General features: G+C 27.5%; 19 protein-coding genes. 6 read left to right on the top strand and 13 right to left on the bottom strand.

Features of this window, described 5'->3' with window-relative positions; all coding sequences use genetic code 11:
• The first annotated feature begins 24 nt into the window (after window positions 1-24).
• The 4 genes from topA (at window position 25) to QIA27_RS04690 (ending at window position 6,468) form a co-directional block, all read left to right on the top strand.
• Window positions 25-2,574, top strand: a complete 2,550-nt coding sequence (topA, locus tag QIA27_RS04705; protein ID WP_301403689.1) for a type I DNA topoisomerase — start codon at window positions 25-27, stop codon at window positions 2,572-2,574.
• A 2-nt stretch (window positions 2,575-2,576) separates the two neighbouring features.
• Window positions 2,577-5,048 (top strand): ATP-dependent RNA helicase, encoded by a 2,472-nt coding sequence (locus QIA27_RS04700; protein WP_301403688.1) that lies wholly within the window; start codon window positions 2,577-2,579, stop codon window positions 5,046-5,048.
• A gap of 129 nt (window positions 5,049-5,177) precedes the next feature.
• Window positions 5,178-5,693 carry a hypothetical protein gene (locus QIA27_RS04695; protein ID WP_301403687.1) on the top strand — a complete coding sequence of 172 codons (516 nt, stop codon included), beginning with the start codon at window positions 5,178-5,180 and terminating at the stop codon, window positions 5,691-5,693.
• The gene (locus tag QIA27_RS04690; protein WP_301354251.1) at window positions 5,686-6,468 is read left to right on the top strand and encodes a phosphodiester glycosidase family protein; all 783 of its coding nucleotides are present in this window, start codon (window positions 5,686-5,688) and stop codon (window positions 6,466-6,468) included. The genes QIA27_RS04695 and QIA27_RS04690 overlap by 8 nt, the downstream gene beginning before the upstream one ends.
• Here QIA27_RS04690 and QIA27_RS04685 read toward each other — a convergent pair.
• A complete protein-coding gene (locus QIA27_RS04685; protein WP_301403686.1) occupies window positions 6,461-7,006 on the bottom strand; it encodes a hypothetical protein in 546 nt (181 codons plus the stop codon). The two genes, QIA27_RS04690 and QIA27_RS04685, sit on opposite strands and share 8 nt — an antisense overlap.
• 80 nt (window positions 7,007-7,086) lie before the next feature.
• Between QIA27_RS04685 and QIA27_RS04680 the strand changes: the two genes are divergently transcribed.
• Window positions 7,087-7,458: a hypothetical protein gene (locus QIA27_RS04680; RefSeq protein ID WP_301354248.1), complete on the top strand. Its 372-nt coding sequence runs from the start codon at window positions 7,087-7,089 to the stop codon at window positions 7,456-7,458.
• A 141-nt stretch (window positions 7,459-7,599) separates the two neighbouring features.
• Here the strand turns inward: QIA27_RS04680 and miaA are convergent, their stop codons facing one another.
• From miaA to QIA27_RS04635, 9 genes are read right to left on the bottom strand one after another with little or no spacing between them, the layout of a single operon-like run.
• Window positions 7,600-8,520 (bottom strand): tRNA (adenosine(37)-N6)-dimethylallyltransferase MiaA, encoded by a 921-nt coding sequence (gene miaA / locus QIA27_RS04675; RefSeq protein ID WP_301354246.1) that lies wholly within the window; start codon window positions 8,518-8,520, stop codon window positions 7,600-7,602.
• On the bottom strand, window positions 8,507-8,707 hold the full coding sequence (locus QIA27_RS04670) for a DNA-directed RNA polymerase subunit omega (protein WP_301354244.1): 201 nt from the start codon (window positions 8,705-8,707) through the stop codon (window positions 8,507-8,509). Before QIA27_RS04670 ends, miaA begins: the two co-directional genes overlap by 14 nt.
• Window positions 8,708-8,740: 33 nt before the next feature.
• Window positions 8,741-9,277: a (d)CMP kinase gene (cmk, locus tag QIA27_RS04665; protein WP_301354243.1), complete on the bottom strand. Its 537-nt coding sequence runs from the start codon at window positions 9,275-9,277 to the stop codon at window positions 8,741-8,743.
• Window positions 9,274-10,140: a YicC/YloC family endoribonuclease gene (locus QIA27_RS04660; protein ID WP_301386564.1), complete on the bottom strand. Its 867-nt coding sequence runs from the start codon at window positions 10,138-10,140 to the stop codon at window positions 9,274-9,276. Before QIA27_RS04660 ends, cmk begins: the two co-directional genes overlap by 4 nt.
• 10 nt (window positions 10,141-10,150) lie before the next feature.
• Window positions 10,151-11,557, bottom strand: coding sequence for a UDP-N-acetylmuramate--L-alanine ligase (gene murC, locus QIA27_RS04655; RefSeq protein WP_301403685.1), 1,407 nt, complete (start codon window positions 11,555-11,557; stop codon window positions 10,151-10,153).
• Window positions 11,547-12,494, bottom strand: coding sequence for a hypothetical protein (locus tag QIA27_RS04650; RefSeq protein WP_301354238.1), 948 nt, complete (start codon window positions 12,492-12,494; stop codon window positions 11,547-11,549). The genes murC and QIA27_RS04650 overlap by 11 nt, the downstream gene beginning before the upstream one ends.
• Entirely contained in the window at window positions 12,463-13,410 is a 948-nt protein-coding gene (locus tag QIA27_RS04645) for a pseudouridine synthase family protein (protein WP_301354236.1), read from the bottom strand. The genes QIA27_RS04650 and QIA27_RS04645 overlap by 32 nt, the downstream gene beginning before the upstream one ends.
• Before the next feature lie 12 nt (window positions 13,411-13,422).
• The gene (gene panF / locus QIA27_RS04640; RefSeq protein ID WP_301403684.1) at window positions 13,423-14,754 is read right to left on the bottom strand and encodes a sodium/pantothenate symporter; all 1,332 of its coding nucleotides are present in this window, start codon (window positions 14,752-14,754) and stop codon (window positions 13,423-13,425) included.
• Window positions 14,755-14,813: 59 nt separating this feature from the next.
• Window positions 14,814-14,966, bottom strand: a complete 153-nt coding sequence (locus QIA27_RS04635; protein ID WP_301354350.1) for a hypothetical protein — start codon at window positions 14,964-14,966, stop codon at window positions 14,814-14,816.
• 116 nt (window positions 14,967-15,082) lie between these two features.
• Here QIA27_RS04635 and coaBC point away from each other — a divergent pair, with 116 nt between their 5' ends.
• Entirely contained in the window at window positions 15,083-16,249 is a 1,167-nt protein-coding gene (gene coaBC, locus QIA27_RS04630; RefSeq protein ID WP_301386562.1) for a bifunctional phosphopantothenoylcysteine decarboxylase/phosphopantothenate--cysteine ligase CoaBC, read from the top strand.
• A 21-nt stretch (window positions 16,250-16,270) separates the two neighbouring features.
• Here coaBC and QIA27_RS04625 read toward each other — a convergent pair whose 3' ends face one another.
• Genes QIA27_RS04625 through tgt form a run of 3 tightly spaced genes read right to left on the bottom strand, consistent with a single transcriptional unit; the run spans window position 16,271 to window position 20,314 of the window.
• Entirely contained in the window at window positions 16,271-17,677 is a 1,407-nt protein-coding gene (locus QIA27_RS04625; RefSeq protein WP_301403683.1) for a HEAT repeat domain-containing protein, read from the bottom strand.
• Entirely contained in the window at window positions 17,674-19,194 is a 1,521-nt protein-coding gene (gene murJ, locus QIA27_RS04620; RefSeq protein WP_301403682.1) for a murein biosynthesis integral membrane protein MurJ, read from the bottom strand. Before murJ ends, QIA27_RS04625 begins: the two co-directional genes overlap by 4 nt.
• A complete protein-coding gene (tgt, locus tag QIA27_RS04615) occupies window positions 19,187-20,314 on the bottom strand; it encodes a tRNA guanosine(34) transglycosylase Tgt (protein WP_301354226.1) in 1,128 nt (375 codons plus the stop codon). The genes murJ and tgt overlap by 8 nt, the downstream gene beginning before the upstream one ends.
• Window positions 20,315-20,328: the final 14 nt, after the last annotated feature.

Here is a 20,328-nt window from a genome sequence, read left to right as displayed (position 1 = left end):
ATAATATATAAACATAGGGAATTTATGCAAAATAAAAAGTTGATAATAGTTGAATCACCAACAAAAGCCAAAACAATAAAAAAGTTTCTTGATGACTCATTCTTAGTAGAAGCATGCATTGGACATATAGTAGATCTACCAAACAATGCAAAAGAAATTCCCAAAGAATATAAAAAATACGAATGGGCAAATATTTCTATAGATTATAATAATGGATTTAATCCAATTTACATTATTCCTAACAATAAAAAACCAATTGTATCAAAATTAAAAAAATTGGTAAAAACAATCAATGAAATCTATCTTGCAACTGACCAAGATAGAGAAGGAGAAACTATAGCATTTCACTTAAAAGAAGTATTGAAAATTAAAAATTATAAACGGATGATCTTCCATGAAATAACAGAAACTGCAATAACCAAATCACTAAAAAATACTAGGAATATAGACATGGACCTTGTTAATGCTGGGGAAGCTCGAAGAATATTAGACCGACTATACGGATATACCATCTCTCCACTACTTTGGAAAAAAGTAGCTTATGGACTTTCTGCTGGGCGAGTACAATCTGTTGGATTAAAATTATTAATAGAAAAAGAAAAAACTAGAATAAATTTCAAAAAAGCTAATTATTATTCAATTTTACTTCAATGTAAACACGAAAAAAAAGATTTGTTGCTTGAAACAAAATTAGAAGAAATTGACGACAAGAATATAGCAGAGGGCAAAGACTTTATAAATGAAACTGGGAAACTTAAAAATAGCGCCAAAACAATAATAATAACCCAAGATTTAATGATCGAGCTTGAAAAAGAATTAGAAAATGGACAAAAAATTGAATTAATCTCAATAGAAACTAAAAAAATAAAAATATCACCTCCAAAACCATTTACTACATCTACACTTCAACAAGAAATAAATAAACGCCTTAAAATTGGAACAAAGCAAATCATGCAACACGCTCAAAAACTTTATGAACACGGATACATCACCTATATGAGAACAGACTCTCATAATATTGCTAAAATTGCAAGAGACAAAATAACAAAAATAATAAAAACCAAATACGGAAAAGACTATGTAGAGAACGAAGATAGAATTTATAAAAAAGGAAAAATGGCCCAAAATGCACACGAAGCAATAAGGCCTTCTGAAATGTTTATTCCAAACGAAAACATAGAAATAGAAAGCAAAACCGCTAAAGAAATTTACAAAATAATATGGGACAGAACCATTATTTCTGGAATGAAAGATGCAATAAAAGAAAATATAAAACTGACTTTTAAATATAAAAACTTAATTTTCAAATCAAATTTTACAAAAATAATTTTTGATGGATTTTTGAAGCATACTAAAGAAAAAGATGAATATTTTAACATAAATTTTGACTTAATAAAAAAAGGAGATATGTTTTCTATAGTTAAAATGAAAACAAGCGAGCACGAAACAAAAGCTCCATCTAGATACACAGAGGCATCTCTTGTGCAAAAAATGGAAAAAGAAGGAATAGGTCGTCCTTCAACTTATTCTACAATTATATCAACACTTTTAGAAAGAGAATATGCATTCAAGCTTAACAACGCATTAATACCAACTATAAAAGGAGCTGCTGTAATAAATCTTCTTGAGAAATATTTTCCAGTACTAATTGAACTAAATTTTACCTCCAATATGGAAGAAAAATTAGATAAAATAGCAATAGGAAAATTAGATAAAATAAAATATCTAAGTAAATTCTATAATGGTAAAAAAGGACTAAAAGATACAGTAATGCGACTAGAACCTAAAATTAATTCCTCTGAATTTAGAACTGTTATTGAAAGTCAAAACATAGAAAATAAAAATAATAGCATTAATTACACAATAAACATTGGCAAATATGGGCCTTATTTAATATTCAACGGGCATAATTACTCAATTAACACAACAACTCCATTAGAAAATTTGTATAAAAAAGATGAAATAGAAAAAATAATAAATGAAAAAAAGTCAAAACCAAATATACTCGGTATTGATCCTTTAACAGGGCTTAATGTAATCTTTAAAAATACAATTTATGGAAACATTGTACAACTTGGAGAAGACACTTATGCTCCTCAAGAATATACAAAAAAGGGAAAACCTAAAAAATTAAAAATAATAAAAGCAAAAAAAGCATCAACTAAAAAAATTGATCCTGAAAGCATAACATTAGAGCTTGCTTTAAAATTGCTCTCGCTACCAAAATCGATCGGCAAACATCCTCAAACCAATGAACAAATCATTGCTGCAACTGGTGTTTTTGGAGATTATATTAAAACTGAAAGCGGAAGTATTGCTTGCTCACTAAAAAAAGATGTAAAAGCATATGACATAACACTAGAGAAGGCCATCAGCCTACTTAACGAAAGAGTTAATAAAGTGGGTATAATCGTTAAAATGATCGCATTTTCTAAAAACAAAATCGGCAACAAAATATATATTTACAAAAAAAACGACAGATTTTATGCTAAAATTAAAAGAAAGAAGATTGATTTGCCTGACAACATTAATCTCGACGAAATAAATGAGAAATATGTATTCAGCTTGTTATAAATATGAATGATTTCAAACTCCCGATTTATAAATACAAAGATGAATTAATTAGGGTATTAAAAAAAAATAATGTTTTAATTGTTGAAAGTCCAACAGGTAGTGGAAAAACTACCCAACTACCAAGAATAATATATGAGGCGGGTTTTGCAAAATTAGGAAAAATTGGAGTAACTCAACCAAGAAGAATAGCTACAATATCAATAGCTGAATATATTGCTAAACATATTGGCGTAAACCTTGGAGAAGAAGTTGGCTACAAAATAAGATTTGAAGAAATTACAAGTCCAAAAACCAAAATCAAATTAATGACTGACGGAGTGCTTCTGCAAGAGCTAAAAAAAGATACACTGCTTTATGAATATGACGTAATCATAATAGACGAAGCACACGAGAGAAGTTTAAATATCGATTTTATATTAGGTCTTATTAAAGACATTTCAAGAAAAAGAGACGATTTTAAAATCATAGTTTCATCTGCTACAATAAACACAAAAATATTTTCAAAATATTTCAACAATGCACCGGTTGTTAGCATTGAAACTATCACGTACCCAGTGCAAATAATATACAATCCCCCTCTTTTAAACACGTCAAAAGGAATGATATTAAAAATAAAAGAAATTGTCTTAAACGTAATAAAAGAGAAAAAAGCAGGAGATATTCTTATATTTTTATCTGGAGAGAAAGAAATAAAAGAAACTATAAAAGAATTACAAGAATTAAACTCAAAAAAAAAATTAATAATACTTCCTTTATACGGTCGAATGCCCAAAGAAGCTCAGGAGCAAATATTTATAGCTACTCCTAAAAATAAAAGAAAAATAATAGTATCAACAAACATCGCAGAAACTTCAATCACAATTGAAAATATTAAAATAGTAATCGATAGCGGAAAAGTTAAAACAAACAAATTCCAAACAAAAACTCATACCTATTCACTCCAAGAAGTTCCAATTTCAAAATCATCAGCAACTCAAAGAGCCGGTCGAGCAGGAAGAGTTTCAAAAGGAACTTGCTACAGACTTTACAAAAGAGAAGATTATCAACTAAGAGAAGATTATCAAAAAGAAGAAATATATAGAACAGACCTATCTGAAGTAATACTAAGAATGGCAGATATTGGAATCAGAGATTTTACCCACTTTGACTTTATCTCAAAGCCATCAACACATTCGATTCAAACTGCAAGCAAAATATTGAAATCTCTGGATGCTATAAACAATAAGAACGAACTTACAGAAATTGGTAAATATATGATACTATTCCCATTAGTGCCAGCACATTCAAGAGCATTGGTTGAAGCAATGATAAATTACCCACAAGCTATCTATCAAACTACAATAGGTCTATCATTTTTATCCACAAGTGGAATTTTTCTACTACCACAAAACGAAGAGATGGAAGCTAGACAAGCTCACTTAAAATATAAAAATCCAATGGGAGATTTAATTGGCTTTGTTAATATCTTTGAAGATTTTAAAAAAGCTGCAAATAAAGAATCTTTCACAAAGGAAAATTATTTAGATCTACAAGGACTTGAAGAGATAGTAAATGTACAAATGCAGCTTGAAAACATTGTTAGCAAATTGAATATACCAATAATACAAAAAGGCGCTTTTGACAATGAAGGATACTTAAAATCAATAATGAGGGGGATGAGAGATTACATTTGTTTTAAAACCTCAAAAAAGAAATATAAAACCATCAAAGCTCAAAACGTAATAATTCATCCCGGATCACTTATTAGTACCGATTCTGTGAAATATTTCGTTGCAGGAGAAATTATAGAAACTACAAAAATGTATGCAAGATCCATTGGCGTCTTAAAAAAAGAATGGATTGACGACATTAGCCTTAATGAAGAACTTAAACATAAAAACATATCTGACAAAGAGAAACAAACAACAAATACCAAACAAACAAAAATTATCGATGAAATCAAAATAGGAAAAAAAATTTTCAAAGCAGAGTACAAAAATAATATTTATGTAATAAAAATTAGCCTAGAAGCACTAAAAGAAATGATTGCAAAAAACGAATTAAACAATCAAAATAATGAAGATTTGAGAAAAATTAAAATACAATTGATGCATAAAAATATAACAGTTTTCAACAATAAAAAATTTTCAGAAACTATTGAAATAGTCAAAGGCATGGGAAAAGATTGGCATTTCATAAAAAAATATGAAACAAACAATGTAAACATTGATGAACCTGAAAAAATGAAAAATCTTTTGGAGTGCACAATGCAGTTTATAAGCTCTCCTACCAAAAAAAATGCTCTTTTTTTAGCATTGGAAACAGATTGCTTGGGAAATTTTAGACTAAAACCCAAACAAAATTTCATAATGGCAATAGAAGAATCTATGGAAAGCATACAAAGCCTAATAGAAAACAAAGAATACATACAAAAGCTGCATTTTATAAAAAAATTAATAAATAAAGTTTACAAAAAATTAAATTACTTTTTTTAAAAACTGAACCTTAAAAACCTTAATTATAATAGAAAAGATAATAATCAAATATTATTCAAAGTTGAAAGCAATAACAACAATAATTTTAAATTATTTTCATTATTCTCAAAACAAAGTTTATAATAAATTATGGGCTGGCTATCCCCTTTTTATGTTTTATTATTTCTAGTAATTGCTCCTTTTGCATTACAAAGTAATAATAAAGAAAATACAGAAAATTTAATAAAGCTATATATGCTTTATGATTTAACTAATAATTTGCCAAAAGAATTAGAAACAATAAATAAAATTAAAAATTTTGACTTAGAACAATATTACCTGCTAATTACAAAATACTATATAAAAATAAAAAAATATAAAGAAGCTAATAATTTTTTAAACAAAATAAACAAAAAAAAGATTAAAGATCAAAAAATAAAAAACGAAATCATTTCACTAAAATTAAGAATAAATGAAGACAATATTGATGAAGAAGAAATTAAAAAAATTTTAAATAATGAAAAAAATATAGATGTCAAAATAATTTATCAAATATTTAGTATTATAAAATTTAAAAATAAAAAATTAGCAACACAGATTAAAAATCTCATACTAACAAACTATCCCAAAAGCATTTATTCTTATAAAATAAAAAGAAATGAATAAAAAAATATTAACACTACTAATATTGATTTTAAGTATTTCATCAGGACTAATGCTGTCCAAATCAATCGCTAAAAAACACAAATACAAAATTATTAAAGGCTATTTCATGAATAGCAATTATGTTCTAGTGAAAATTGAAAATAAAGATCTAAAATTCACCATATCAAAACCTATTTACGACAAAAAGCTAAATAATTACTACTTTAAAGGCCAAACAACAAGCCATTTTTTAATTTCCAACAACGTTGACATTGCTATTAACACAAGTCCATACGAAGTTAAACAAAACATGTTTTTTCCAAAAGGACTATACATATATAATAAAAAAATGATTTCAAAACAAATAACTAACTATGGGGAGATTGCAATAAAAAACAATAAAATTATATTAAATCCCAAAGAAGACGAAATAAAAAACTCCGATTATGGATTTAGCGGATTTTTTGTTTTAATCAAAAACGGAAATTATAAAAAAAACTTCAAAGAAACAAAGCATCCAAGAACAATAATAGGAACTGACAAAAATAACAAGTATTTATTTCTTGCTACAATAGAGGGAAGAGGCGTTAACAATAGCAAAGGGGCTTCTCTTAACGAAGCCATTGATTTTGCATTAAGCTACGGCATGACTAACGCCATTAATCTAGATGGGGGGGGATCAAGCACTCTTGTTATAAAATCAAATAATGCTCCCCACAAACTAAACTTCACTGCAAACATCTTTGGGCAAGAAAGATATGTCCCATTTCATTTAGGAATAAAACTTCCTAATTAAAAAATCTCCAACCAATATTAAATCCAAGCATAATCTCAGTTGTTAACCCAGAAAAATTTTTATAATTAGAAAATGGAGAGATAGAAAGCATAAACAAAGGTCTAATGTATAAGCCTTCAAGGTCGGGGATAAAAAGATCAGCAGCAAGCCCCATGCTTAAAAAAAAGAGATTGTGGTTATTAGAACTCAAATTAAAGGCATATTTAAACCCAATCAACGGGAAAAGCATTCTAATCTGTTCTTTGAAAATCATTGGATACATTCCATAAAGCCCAAGAGAAAAATATCTCCCATTGTGAGTAGTAACAAAAGCCTCTTTGTAAGACATTTCAAAAAGTACATAATTTGCATCAAAAAATAAATTCAAATTAATCCCATGATCTGCCCTAGTAAAATTTGCAGCAAATTTAGTAGAGCCTGTTTTATCAGTATAATTAGTAAATTGATAAGAAAAACCTCCACCAAAAGAAAGAGGATAAGAAACAATTAAATTATTAGAAGAGATGAGAAATAAAATAAAAAAAAGATATTTCTTCATTAACAATCCTTAAAAATTCTAAAAAATACTATATTATTATAGTAGCACACTAAAGTAGTATATAAAAAATCAAGGAAATTATGAATACAAAAACATTATATTTAATATCCTTAATTCTTTTAGCATGCAATAAAAATAACAAAATTCCCCTCATCCAAAAATTGAACTTACCCAAAAGTAGTATTCTTGGCTTTAGCAATAAAATGGGTATAATAATAAAGGACTATGCTTTTCTCAGTAAAAGCACTAAGAAAAACAGCGAATTGGATTATGATTACGAAGTCTTACTCAGAAAAGATGAAGTCGTAAAAATTGAAAAAACACTAGAAAAAACAGAACGCTATGGAATTAAAGGAAATTGGATCCTAGTCAATTACAAGGGAACTAAAAGCTACATCTTTAGCAAAGACGTAAATATAGTCAACAATCTAATAATTGAACATTCTAAATAGCTTCACTACATAACCGGAAAAAAGTCCGATCAATGCAGCAAACTACTTATTTTTTTTCTTATGTCTATTTTTTCTTCTTTTTTTCTTCCTTTTATGAGTAGAAATTTTTTTTAATTTTCTTTTTCTTCCGCAAGGCACTCCCTAAATCTCCTTATCAACTTTAAAAATTAAATTCAAAATGTTATCTAAATCATCCTCTGGATGAAACCATAAAACATCAGAAATCTTGGCAAAAAAGGTCATTTGCCTTTTTGCATATAAAAACGAATTTTTGCCTATCAAACTTATTATATCATTTAAACCATAATAAGGTCTACTTTTCCATAACAAAAACTCATTGTAGCCTATCCCTTTAAAAGCCGGAGTATTTTCATTATAACCCTTACTAAACAAACCTTTAATCTCGGAAAGCAATCCACTATCAAGCATTTCATTAATTCTTATTGATATTCTAGTTTTCAAATCTTCAAAAGATCTTTTAAGGCCTATAATCACAATATTCTTAAATTCGCTATTTTGTTTTTTTTGAAATTGGCTAATAGGAATTCCTGTTTGGTAGTAAACCTCAAGCGATCTTTTAATACGATAAATATCATTTTTATTTAACATATTAAATCTGATGGGGTCTACATTTTCTAATTCTTTTAAAAGATGGGATTTGCCTTTAAGATCTAAAAGATTATTTACATAAATTCTTATTTGAGAAGTAACCAAAGGTGTTGAAGGAAATCCGTCCTTTAAATGCTTAAAATAAAAAGCGGTACCCCCTACAAATATAGGAATTTTTTTTTTCTGTCTTATTTCTTTTACTATTCTTAAAGCTTGCTCATAAAAAATTCCAAGAGTATACTCTTTTTCGGGATCTAAAAAATCTACTAAATGATGCTTTATATGTTTCATTAAATTTTTACTTGGCTTTGAAGAAGCTATATTGAACTCTTTATACACTTGAATAGAGTCAACATTAATAATTTCCGCTTTATTTCTTGGAAAATGAAACAAAATATTGCTTTTGCCCACAGCTGTAGGACCAAAAATAAAAACTATTCTATCTTCCTTCAATTGAATAGCTAAATTTACCAGTCAAAACATCATTAAAAGCTTGTCCTAATATTTTATCATCAAAAAAAGTATGCTCTGCTAAAGAAATATTGTCTATGATTTGCTCTGTGCGTATTATAGTCGCAACAACAAGTTCATAAAAATTTCCATCAAAATCTTGTATTTTTTTTAAAGGCACTTTAGTCATTTAATCTCCCTGCAAGCTAAACATAAAGTTTAACTAATTTTTTAAGTTTCTTTTATCAATTTCATCTCTAATTAATTCAAAAACCTCATTTGGATTAATATTTGTAACATCAATCACTAAATCGGTTTCCGAAGAGTAATCATCAATATCTATATTATAAATAGCTAAATATCTTTTTTTATCATTTTCATCTCTACTAAAAGTACTACTTAAAACATCAGAATACATGCCCCCTTCTCTTGTCATTATTCTTTCAGCCCTTACTTCCATTTTAGCATAAAGATATATTTTTAAATCGGCGCTCTTAGAAATCCAAATCGCAAGACGAGAAGCAAGTACCGTATTATTTTTTTTAGAAAGTACAGACAACCTCTTATCAAGATACCTATCCCAATAATAATCATCTCTTCCTATTATTTCTTTCTCATAAAACTCTGAAAAAGGCATTTCATGCTCTCTTGCAATATCATGAAAAGTATAATTAATAAACTCAAGACCGTAATGTTTTGCAATCATACTACTTACAGTAGTATTACCACAACCACTCTTACCAGAAAGTGCTATTTTCATTCAACGTTCCTTATTTGTTCTTTTATTTTTTCTAAATTTAACTTCATATTCAAAATCAAATTTTTAATATCAAGATCAACCGCCTTATTACTCATAGTTGTTATTTCTCTATGCATTTCTTGAGAAATAAATTCAAGAACTTTGCCACATATTTCATATTCAAGATTTTTATAAAAAGTTTCTATATGAGAATCTAAACGCATGATCTCTTCATTGATGTCCAGACGAATTGCCATTTTAGCTGCTTCTTCTGCAACACTTAAATCTCTAAATTCATCCATTAATTTAGAGATATTTTCTTTAATACTTGCAAATAATCTTACATTTATATCATTACAAGCATCCTTAACAATCTTAAGATCTCGCTCTATTAGCACAAGGGTTGACACTATGTCCGATTTAGTATTTTCCCCTTCAAAATTTCTCCCATTATTGTAATGAAATAATGTTTCCTCTAAAACACCCTTAAACAAACCATAAATCTCCTCTTGATGCTCACTATCCTCATCAATTATTAAAGCTCCTTTTAATGATAAAAAATCTCCTAAACTTAGTTCGTTCTTTATATTAAGATTAGTGTGTGCCAAAGAATCTCTAAGTCTAGAAATAGCCTCAATATAATTAGGATTAACTGTAAAGTTCATACGAGGAACCAATTCTTTATATCCTACATTTAAAAAAACATTACCTCTGCTAATATATTTTGAAATCAAATTTCTTATATCAAGATCATAACCAGAAAAAATTTCTGGTAACCTAAGTTTAAATTCTAAGAATTTTCCATTATAAGATTTCAAATTCACACTAAACATATAGTTACCAATTATCTTTTCCAAATAAAAAAATCCCGTCATGCTTTTCACTATAATACCCTTACAAAAAATCGTGTAAAATAAAATTATTTCCAGCACCCATTGTAATAAACAAATCTCCTGACGCTAATAAACTTTTTATAAAATTAATAGAGTCTTTAACATCTTTAAAAAAATAAGTATTTTTATTTATTTTTTTAATATTTAAAAACAATTTAATAGAAAGTTCATCCGGATTAAAATTCTCCCTATTAGAAAGATATATATTATGCAAAATTAATATATCAGCAGCACATAGAACTTCAACAAAATCGTCAAAAAATTCTTTTGTTCTTGTGAAGGTGTGAGGCATAAAATCCAAAATTATGCGCTTGTTCTTGTAAAAATTTTTAATACCCAAAAGCGTATTTCTAATTTCCCTAGGATGGTGAGCATAATCGTCCATATAAACCACTCCCTTTTCTTCTTTAAGAACTTCAACCCTTCTTTTTATACCACTATAATTTTTTGCAATTCTCTTTACTGCATCTTCAAAATCAAAAATTGATTTTCCGCTGCTTTCTAAAAAAAGATTCAAAGCCAAAAGTGCCGCTGAAAAATTTAATATATTATGAAATAAAACGGTCTTAAGTTCAATATTGTTCAAACCTAAAAAAGAAAAACAAAAATATTCATTCTTAACTACAATGTTACTTATTTGAAAATTTGACAAATCTCTAGATCCAAAGCTAAAAATATTTATATCTTTTCTGTTGATCTGCCTTTTAATTTTAAGTAAATTATTATCATCAGAATTAATTATTAATATTCCATTTTTCTTCAAGTTATTAATATATTGCAAAAAAGCGCCTTCAAGGGCCTCATAATTTTTAAAAAAATCAACATGCTCATAATCAACATTGGTTAAAATAAGCATATTGGGACTAAAATGTAAAAAATGCTTTTTATACTCACAAGTCTCAACAATAAAAATATTACTAATACCAGCTATTGCAGAATTATCTTCAAAATCTTTGACGCTCGATCCCACAATAACATTGGGATTTAATCCTAATTTTTTAAAAAGAACGCCTAAAAACGCCGTAGTGGTGGTTTTACCGTGTGAACCTGCAATTCCAATACTATAGTACTTTCTAGAAAGCTCGCCAAGAGCCTCGGGATAAGATAAAATAGGTATATTTAATTCTTTCGCTTCAAGTAAAACTTGCAAACCATCTTTATCATAAGCTGAAGAATATACTATTAAATCAAAAGACCTATCAAGCTCTTTTAATGAAAACTCATAAATATTTTCATAATAAAATATTTTATTATTATTTAAAATCTCATCAGTATAAAATTTATCAAGAACATCTACTCCTTCTACATAATATCCTTTTGCATTTAAAAAACAAGCCAGAGAACAAACTCCACTTCCTTTTATTCCTACAAAAAAAATATTATTCAAATTGTCAAAATCAACCTTCATAACTCTCTTCTAAATAATCTTTTTTGTCATAAAATTTATGTATAACTATATCAATAGATAATATATTGATTATTGTATACTTAAGTACATTAGTAATAATGTATGTTCTAAGCATTTCTGTATTATTAAGTAAATTATTTCCAAGGGGAATATTTAAAAACAGCTTAAAAAGGTAATTACCCCCGTCTTTTTTGATTTTAAGATCATAAACAATATAATTTCTATCATACTCAGAAACACAATGTTCAATAATTTGCCTTACAGCTCTCTTAGAAATAGACAAAACCCCCTCTTCGTAAAAATGAGGCCTTACAACAGATCGAATATAATTTTTCTTCCTAGTAAAAAACCATCCGCTTTTAAAAAAAACTTTAATTGGATTTAATAACAAATTAGGTCTAACAGATTTTATTTCAAAAGCAGCTGCTGGTACAACATGCTCCCCCATTTGTCTTGAAATTCTTGCTTTTTCTATTTCCTGCCTAGTTGAAACATCTGTTATGTAAATAATCTTAAAAACATTTGGTAATAAAAGTCTTGAGATTATTTTATCTATCATTTTAAGACTTGTTCCTAATATTAATATTTTATTAAATTCCTCTCTTCCAAGAACTTCAAGCATTTCACTGCAATGGGCATCATCTTCAAATACAGATCGCTTTACTGCCCTAAAAACATTGTCTTCAAACTTAGCAGAACTCCCAGCAATAATTTTCATGTTTTTAATTAACACGCCATCATCAATGATTAAAGGTATTGAATATTTATCTGCTACCAAATGAGATCTAAAACTCTTGCCAGTACCAGCAGATCCTACCAACGCATATACCTTCACTCTAACAAATTTATGCTTAATACTAGTTGTAAAGTTTTTAACCTTATTCAATATTTTTTTTAAAAAAAAATTATTTGAAAAATTCTGAAAATTCATAAACATCAAAAATATCTTTTACTTGTTTTAAAAATTCTAAACTAGGCTTAGCGTAAAATTCATTCTTTTTAAAGAATGCTCCATTAAATTTTACCAAAAAAGCATGTAAAAAGTAATCGCTTTTATTGAATTTATCATGGTATTTTTTGTCATTAATTAAAGGATGATTGTTAAACGAGCATTGAGCCCTTATTTGATGAGTAAAGCCTGTCTCAATAACAATCTCAGCAAGAGTAGCTTTCTTGGAAGACAATATTGGATTAACCTTTGTAATTGCATTAATAAACTCTTCATTCTCTAAAACAAAAGTTTTTCTCAGTCTTTTATTTCTAAATAAATGATTTTCATAAACAACAGTTGACTTAACCTCACCCAAAAGTATTGCAAAATATTTTTTAGTTATAGACCCACTACTAAATGCCGTACTTAACTTTCTTGCAGTATTTATATTTTTCGCAAAAATAATAATACCAGAAGTATTCCTGTCAAGTCTGTGAACTGCCGAAGGCTTAAAGCTTAGAGATCTTAGATTTTCCCTTAAAAGATAAGCATTCACTAAAAAATCAAGAGAGTTTTTACCTCCATGAACTAAAATGCCTCTTTGCTTATTCACAACAAGTAAATCGCTGTCTTCATAAATTATTCTTTTTTGAATGCATTGAAAATCAATATTGCTTTGATAATATTCATCCACAGTTAAGTTCAAACTCTGAGCTAAAGATTTATACAAATAAATTTTATCACCTTTACAAACTCTACATGAAAAATGTGATTTTAGACCATTTAGCCTAATATCACCCTTTCTAATATGTTTTATTATCCTAACTTTAGACAAATTCAAAATTTTAATTAAAATTGAATCTAATCGCTTGCCATTATCATTAGCAAGAACTTCTAAAAAAATATACTTATCCAAACGCAAGAAATAATCATCCTAATAAACTTTGCTATATTTTTTACAAAAAAAATTAACTATCAAAAATGTAAATATAGAAACAAAAAATGCCGGAAAAACAGGGTGAAAAAACCAAATATTCAAACCAAAACATAAAATACACAAATAAAACATCAAGCCTAAAAACATAGAAGCAAATGCTGCTATTTTGCTTACAAAATTAAAATAAAGTCCAAAAACAATAATAGCAAAAAATGAAACTTCCAAAGCCCCAAAAGCAAAAATATTAACGAAGAATAAAAAATTGGGAGGGAAAAAAGAAAATACAAGTATTATTAAAATAAAAAAAACATTAGAGATCATTATTACTCTTTTAACCTTTACATCTTCTTTTAAATCTTTTTTATAAATTATTAACTTCATTAAAACAGACGTTATTAAGAGTAAATTTGAATCTACTGTGGACATTATTGCAGATAAAAGACCCATAAAAAACATAAAACAAGAAAAAGGATTTAAAACTTTTAAAGCTACATTTAAAACAACTTTATCATTTGGATTTAAATCTGGAAAAAGAATAATAGCAAAAAATCCTATTAAATGCATCAAAATAATTAAAAAGCTGATTATAAAAGTAGAAATGGGAAGAGAAAATTTTATAGCATTCTCATCTTTAAATGCTATAAAATTATTAATAACCTGGGGGTGACCTAATATTCCTATTCCTATTAATATCCAAAAAGAAATTATATATTGTGGTTTTAAGCCAACATTTGAAGGAATTAAAAGGTTTTTATCTAAACTAGACATTGCTGTCTTGAACAAATTATTAATGCCCCCTCCCAAATCTAACATCTTGTAAAACAAAACAACGGATGACACTAGCATTAAAAATCCTTGAATCAAATCCGCATAAGCTACTGCCTTAAATCCACCAAAAAATACATAAACAAAAATTAATAGAGCAAAAAATAAAAGACCAGCTACATAATTAATGCCTAAAAAAACTTCTATAAGTTTAGCACCACCTATTAATTGGGCAGAAATCAAAAACATTGAAAAAAAAATTAATACACATCCACTCATTAACGCTAAAAAATCACTTTCATATCTATATCTAATATAATCAATAATATTTATTGCATTAATTTTTTTTGACTCGCGATTTAATCTTTCACCAACAATAATAAAAGCAATTAGAGTTGTAGGAATTTGTATAGTGGCTAACAATATAAAAGACAACCCATACTTATAAACAGCAGAAGGACCAGAAATAAAACTACTAGCACTAATATAGCTAGAAGAAAATAACAAAGCCATAACAATAAAATTAATATTTCGATTTGCAAGAAAATATTTATTTAATAACAAAAAAATTACCTCTATTTCTTTTTTAAAGAATATGAAAATAAAAAAATATCAATAATGTATTAAGTTTTACTAATTGCTAAAATAAAAAAACAAACCAATAAAAAATTTATACTGGGAAACAAAAATCCTGACCCAAAAAACCACAAGGGAATATTAAATATAGTAGCTGATGTGTCGATAAAATAGGCAAAACAAATCCATAAAAAAAACATACAAACATACAATAATATAGCGTACAAAATTCTATTTTTCATTTAAAAAAACCTCAGCAAAAGGGCTTCAAAATTTGTAAATTCAAATATAATGTATATTATATAATATACATTATATGAATAAACATATATTAATTGGTATATGTGGGGGCATAGCCTCTTACAAGTCCGTTTACATAGTTTCTAGTTTAGTTAAATTGGGATACAGCGTTAAGGTTGTAATGACAAAAAATGCAACTAAATTTATTACTCCATTAACTTTAGAAACCATTTCTAAGAACAAAATAATTACTAATTTATGGGATTTAGATCATAATGAGGTTGAACATATAAAAATTGCAAAATGGGCCCATCTAATCCTTATTATTCCTGCCACCTACAATACAATATCTAAAATTGCATCTGGAATTGCTGATGATGCATTAACTACAATAATATCTGCAAGCACAGCCCCTACTTATTTTGCAATAGCAATGAATAGTGCAATGTATTTAAACCCTATTTTAAAAGAAAATATAAAAAAACTTAAAAATTATAATTATAAATTCATTGAGCCTGATAAAGGATTTTTGGCATGCTCATCAAATGCTTTAGGACGCCTTAAAAATGAAGACAAAATTATAAATCTAATATTGAATGAATTTAATCAAAAAAATTGCCTAAAAAACAAAAAAATACTTATAACAGCCTCCAGAACTGAAGAATTAATAGACCCAATTCGCTATTTTTCAAATACATCAACAGGGAAAATGGGATTTTGTTTAGCACAAGAGGCTGTCAAACTAGGAGCTCAAGTTACAATTATTACAGGACCAACTAATGAAAATAAGCCTGAGGGAGTCAATATTATAAAAATAAAAACTGCAATGGAAATGTACAGGGAAGTTCTCAAGGTATATAATAAATTTGAAATAATAATTGGGGCTGCGGCTGTTGCCGATTTTAAGCCCAAACACATTTTCAAAAGTAAAATTAAAAAAAATAAAACCAACAAATTATATATACAATTAGTAAAAAATCCTGACATAATTCAACACATAGGACACAATAAACTTAAAAACCAAATTGTTGTTGGATTTTGCGCTGAAAATTCTAAAAATTTAATTCAAAAAGCCAAAGAAAAACTAAAAAAGAAAAATTTAGACTTTATTATTGCAAATGAACTTAAATATTTTGGTTCAAGCTTAAACAAAGTTTATATAATAAATAAACAAAGCATAAAAGAACTTCCAGAAATGAAAAAATCAGAAGTAGCTAAAGAAATTTTAAAAATTTTTTACTAATACTGCTTTAACGGTTGATTATTAATAATCTTTTAAAAGCATTTTAATATATTCAGAGTTCGTTTCACTTTTAATTTTTTTAAGTTTATCAGAAAGTGATGAGGACTTATTATAAACAGCTCCTTTTAGTGCAAAATGCCTTAAATCAACATTTTTACTGTCAATGATTTTAGAATAAAAATTATCAAAATTACCCTTTTTAGCAGCTAGCATTGAAGCAACGCCTTTTAAAACATTTGAAGGTCTATTAACATTTTCTTTGCTAACAATTTCTAAAGCAATTGATAATGCTTTTAGAGAATCCTTATCTAAAAGGTAGCTAAACATTGAAATTTTAAAACCATTGTCAATCTTCAAATCAAACATGATGTTTTTCATCTCAATGTCCCCAAGATCCATATCAATCAAAGCCTTGGCAGAAGCCTCCCTAACCTTAAGAGATGGATCGCTTTTAAGCTTATAAATCAAAATATCCTTTGCTGAAGAGTCTTTATGTCCTTTAATTGCATTAATAGCTTTAAATCTAATATTATCATCAGAATCTCTTAAAAATCCCTGTAAAATCTCTTTGGACTTTAAAGAAGGATCTTTAGACAAAGAAGCAATAATAGCCAATTTAACATTTAAATTATTATTGTTACTCTGAATATACAAATCAGCGTTTGTAGTTACTTTATCTGGAGCAATATATGACAATGCTTCAATTGCAGCAGCCTTAATTGATGGATTCTCGTAACTATCTATCGAAATTTCATAAATTCTATTCTGATAATCAACAGCGGCCATTTTTCCAAGAGCAATTAGTATTTCTCTTCTAGTACCATCATTTCCAGAATATTTTTCAAAAACTTCCATCATATTTTTAGAATACTCAAGAGAATTAAGCTCACCCAGATAATAAGCTGCAATAGATACCACATTGCCCTCTTTATTTTCAAGAATCTCAACAAGGGTCTTTTTCAATTTCTCTTTATCATCAAATTCCTTAAGATACAAAATTGCCAAGCCAAATAAAGCATTTGAATATCTTTTACTCTCATAATTTTCAAGAATATAATTTGCTGTATCAATACCCCCTGAATACTTAAGAGAAATAAATAATTCAAGTATTTCCTTTTTAATCTCGGCATTAAAGGTTTTCTCAAGTCTTTTTTTAAGAGAAGAATTATATTGGCTATCGCTTGATTTTTTAAGAGCTTTTATAATGCTTGTAACTTGACTATCAAGCCCATAAAGAATTGTATCGTTAACATACTTGCCATCTAAACCAACATTAGAAAAATTCTCACCCTTAGAAGAATTTTCTCTCTCAAGTTTATTTTCTGTAATTTCGGGCAACAAAGGGGGATTAGGAAGAACTGGAGAATTAACATTTTGAGCATACACATTTAAAATAAGTAAAAAAAATAAAAAATCAACGTATTTCATAAAGTATCCTTCCTAATAAACCTAAAAAATTTATTTATTCCTAAAACAGAATAACAAATAAACAAAATAAAAATACTAACAATTCCTGCCGCAATCAAAAAATAAAAATTTTTAAAGCTAAAACCTACATCCCACTGAAACTTTTCAAAAAAGAAATAAATTGCATATAAAGGAAAAAGTGTAATAATTGACTTTAAAAGAACAAATAAAATCTCAATTAAATCAATTTTAACTCCACTTTTTAATATTATAAAATAAAAAACAATTACACAAATCATAAAAGAAATAGATTGAGCTAATGCCAAAGCATTCAAACCATAATAATTAATACCAAAAACAGAAAGCACAATATCAAGAATAGAAAATAAAACACTCAAATAAAATGGTGTTTTTGCATCACGAATAGAAAAATAATATTTTTGAAAAAAACTAAACATCGAATAAAAAAGCAAGCCTAAAAGAAAACATTTCAAAACACCTGCTGTTTTTTGAGTATCATAAATAGAAAACTTACCCCCCATAAGAAATAAATTTAAAATATAATCAGACCAAATAAACATCAAAAAAGATACCGGAATAAAAATTAATAATAAAATTTTAATTCCATCTACCAAAAGAGTATTTAATTTTATATTATTACCCAAAACAGCATACTCCGCCATTTTGGGAAAAATTACTGTTGCAATAGAAATATAAAAAATTCCTACAGGAAGCTGATAATAAACTACAGCATTACTAAGAATAGAAACACTTCCTATCTCAAGAGTAGATGCCAATGCAAATGAAATCTGCTGAGTAATAATTGAAATAGAAAATCCAAAAATCATGCGGACCCATCTACTTAAAAAATTTAAAAATACTTTTTCTCTAAAATAAAACGTTGGTCTCCATGCAAAACCAATCATAAGGCAATTTACAAACGGAATCAGAAATTGTAAAAACCCCCCAAAAATCACACCAATAACAGCACTATATATTCCAAAACGATCATAAAATGAAAATATGCTCAATATTATTCCAAAAGAAAGCATAATAGGTGAAAATGAAGGAATAAAAAAAATTTTATATGAATTTAGAACAGATATAAAGATTGATGATAGACTTATTAGTAAAATATATAACACCAAATAGCTAAATACAGAACTTGCAAAAATTAAGTTTTCTCCCCTATAATAAGATAAAAAATACATAATAGGCTTTGAAAAAAGAATCATAACTAAAACAATTAAACCAATAGAAATAACATTAAAGGTTACAACAGTTCTGAAAAAAGAAACAGCTTTTTCATGTGATTTATTTTTTTCATATGTAAATTCAGGCAAAAAAGCCGAAGTCATTGCACCCTCTGAAAGAATTTTGCGTAAATTGTTAGGAATATTGAAAACATAGTTAAAAATATCAGCATCAAGATTTGCACCAAAATAATAAGAGAAAATCTTTACCTTTGCAAACCCTATTATTCGCGAAAAAAAAGTGGAAATCATAACCAAAACTGTAGAAACAACATATTTATTCATCTAAATTTCCCTCTTCATACTTTTTTAAATATGAAGTCCTAAAGTTTAAAAAATTATCATTTAGAATTGCAGTTCTTATCTTTGAAATTAATCGAAACATATAGTAAATATTATGCTCACTTGCCAAAATTATTCCAAAAAGCTCTCTCGATTTTATTAAATGTCTTAAATATCCTCTTGAATACCTTGTACATAAAGTACAATCACAATTTTTCTCTACCGGGGAAGTATCGTCCTTATACTCCTTTCTACTAATTCGCATCATTCCATTATCTGTCAAAAGAGTCCCGTGCCTAGCAATTCTTGCGGGATTAACACAATCAAAAATATCGATACCATAGTATATGGCATCCAGTATGTAGTGGGGAGTACCAATGCCCATTACATATCTTGGTTTTTCTCTTGGTATCAAAAAAGAACTATATTCAAGAATTTCCAAATATTTTTCTCTTGGCTCTCCAACAGAAATGCCCCCAATGGCAATACCTGGACTGTCTAATTCTAATATATCATTGATGCTTCTTTTCCTCAAATCTTTAAAAAAATTTCCCTGAGTTATTAAAAATAAAAGCCCATTGTATCCCTCTTTTTTATTTTTATAGGACTTGAATGTACTACGAGCCCAATTGGTTGTAATATTTGTATATAAATTGGCTTCATTATAATCAATCCCATAAGAACTGCAAATATCAAGTGGCATAATAATATCGCTGCCAAAAATTTCTTGCATAGCAAATACTCCTTCAGGAGTAAAATAATGATACGATCCATCTAAATGAGATTTGAAATGCACACCTTTTAGATCAATTTTTCTTAGACCAGAAAGAGAAAATACCTGAAATCCACCCGAATCAGTTAAAAAATTTTTATTCCAAGTTGTAAAATTATGTAGACCACCATATTTTTCAATAGTTTTAATGCCTGGTCTTAAATATAGATGATAAGTATTTGCAAGCATCAAATTACATTCTAACTTCTCAAGAACAGCATGTTTTAATCCCTTCATTGCCCCCAGAGTACCAACTGGCATAAAACAAGGAGTATCTACTCTACCATGAGGAAGATTTAAAAATCCAACCCTTGCATTAGAATATTTGTCATTCTTAATTACGCTAAACATATAAACGTCCTAAA

It is taken from the genome of [Borrelia] tanukii, from assembly GCF_030439725.2.
In the GTDB taxonomy this organism is placed as follows: domain Bacteria; phylum Spirochaetota; class Spirochaetia; order Borreliales; family Borreliaceae; genus Borreliella; species Borreliella tanukii.
This window is presented reverse-complemented; position numbering and strand designations above follow the sequence as displayed.

Coding starts and splice junctions, on each gene's coding strand:
- QIA27_RS04685 (WP_301403686.1), bottom strand. CDS start 7,006: ATGAAGAAATATCTTTTTTTTATTTTATTTCTCATCTCTTCTAATAAT.
- murC (WP_301403685.1), bottom strand. CDS start 11,557: ATGAAGGTTGATTTTGACAATTTGAATAATATTTTTTTTGTAGGAATA.
- QIA27_RS04625 (WP_301403683.1), bottom strand. CDS start 17,677: ATGAAATACGTTGATTTTTTATTTTTTTTACTTATTTTAAATGTGTAT.
- QIA27_RS04650 (WP_301354238.1), bottom strand. CDS start 12,494: ATGTTTATGAATTTTCAGAATTTTTCAAATAATTTTTTTTTAAAAAAA.
- topA (WP_301403689.1), top strand. CDS start 25: ATGCAAAATAAAAAGTTGATAATAGTTGAATCACCAACAAAAGCCAAA.
- QIA27_RS04670 (WP_301354244.1), bottom strand. CDS start 8,707: ATGACTAAAGTGCCTTTAAAAAAAATACAAGATTTTGATGGAAATTTT.
- coaBC (WP_301386562.1), top strand. CDS start 15,083: ATGAATAAACATATATTAATTGGTATATGTGGGGGCATAGCCTCTTAC.
- QIA27_RS04695 (WP_301403687.1), top strand. CDS start 5,178: ATGGGCTGGCTATCCCCTTTTTATGTTTTATTATTTCTAGTAATTGCT.
- cmk (WP_301354243.1), bottom strand. CDS start 9,277: ATGAAAATAGCACTTTCTGGTAAGAGTGGTTGTGGTAATACTACTGTA.
- QIA27_RS04690 (WP_301354251.1), top strand. CDS start 5,686: ATGAATAAAAAAATATTAACACTACTAATATTGATTTTAAGTATTTCA.
- QIA27_RS04635 (WP_301354350.1), bottom strand. CDS start 14,966: ATGTTTTTTTTATGGATTTGTTTTGCCTATTTTATCGACACATCAGCT.
- tgt (WP_301354226.1), bottom strand. CDS start 20,314: ATGTTTAGCGTAATTAAGAATGACAAATATTCTAATGCAAGGGTTGGA.
- QIA27_RS04680 (WP_301354248.1), top strand. CDS start 7,087: ATGAATACAAAAACATTATATTTAATATCCTTAATTCTTTTAGCATGC.
- QIA27_RS04700 (WP_301403688.1), top strand. CDS start 2,577: ATGAATGATTTCAAACTCCCGATTTATAAATACAAAGATGAATTAATT.
- murJ (WP_301403682.1), bottom strand. CDS start 19,194: ATGAATAAATATGTTGTTTCTACAGTTTTGGTTATGATTTCCACTTTT.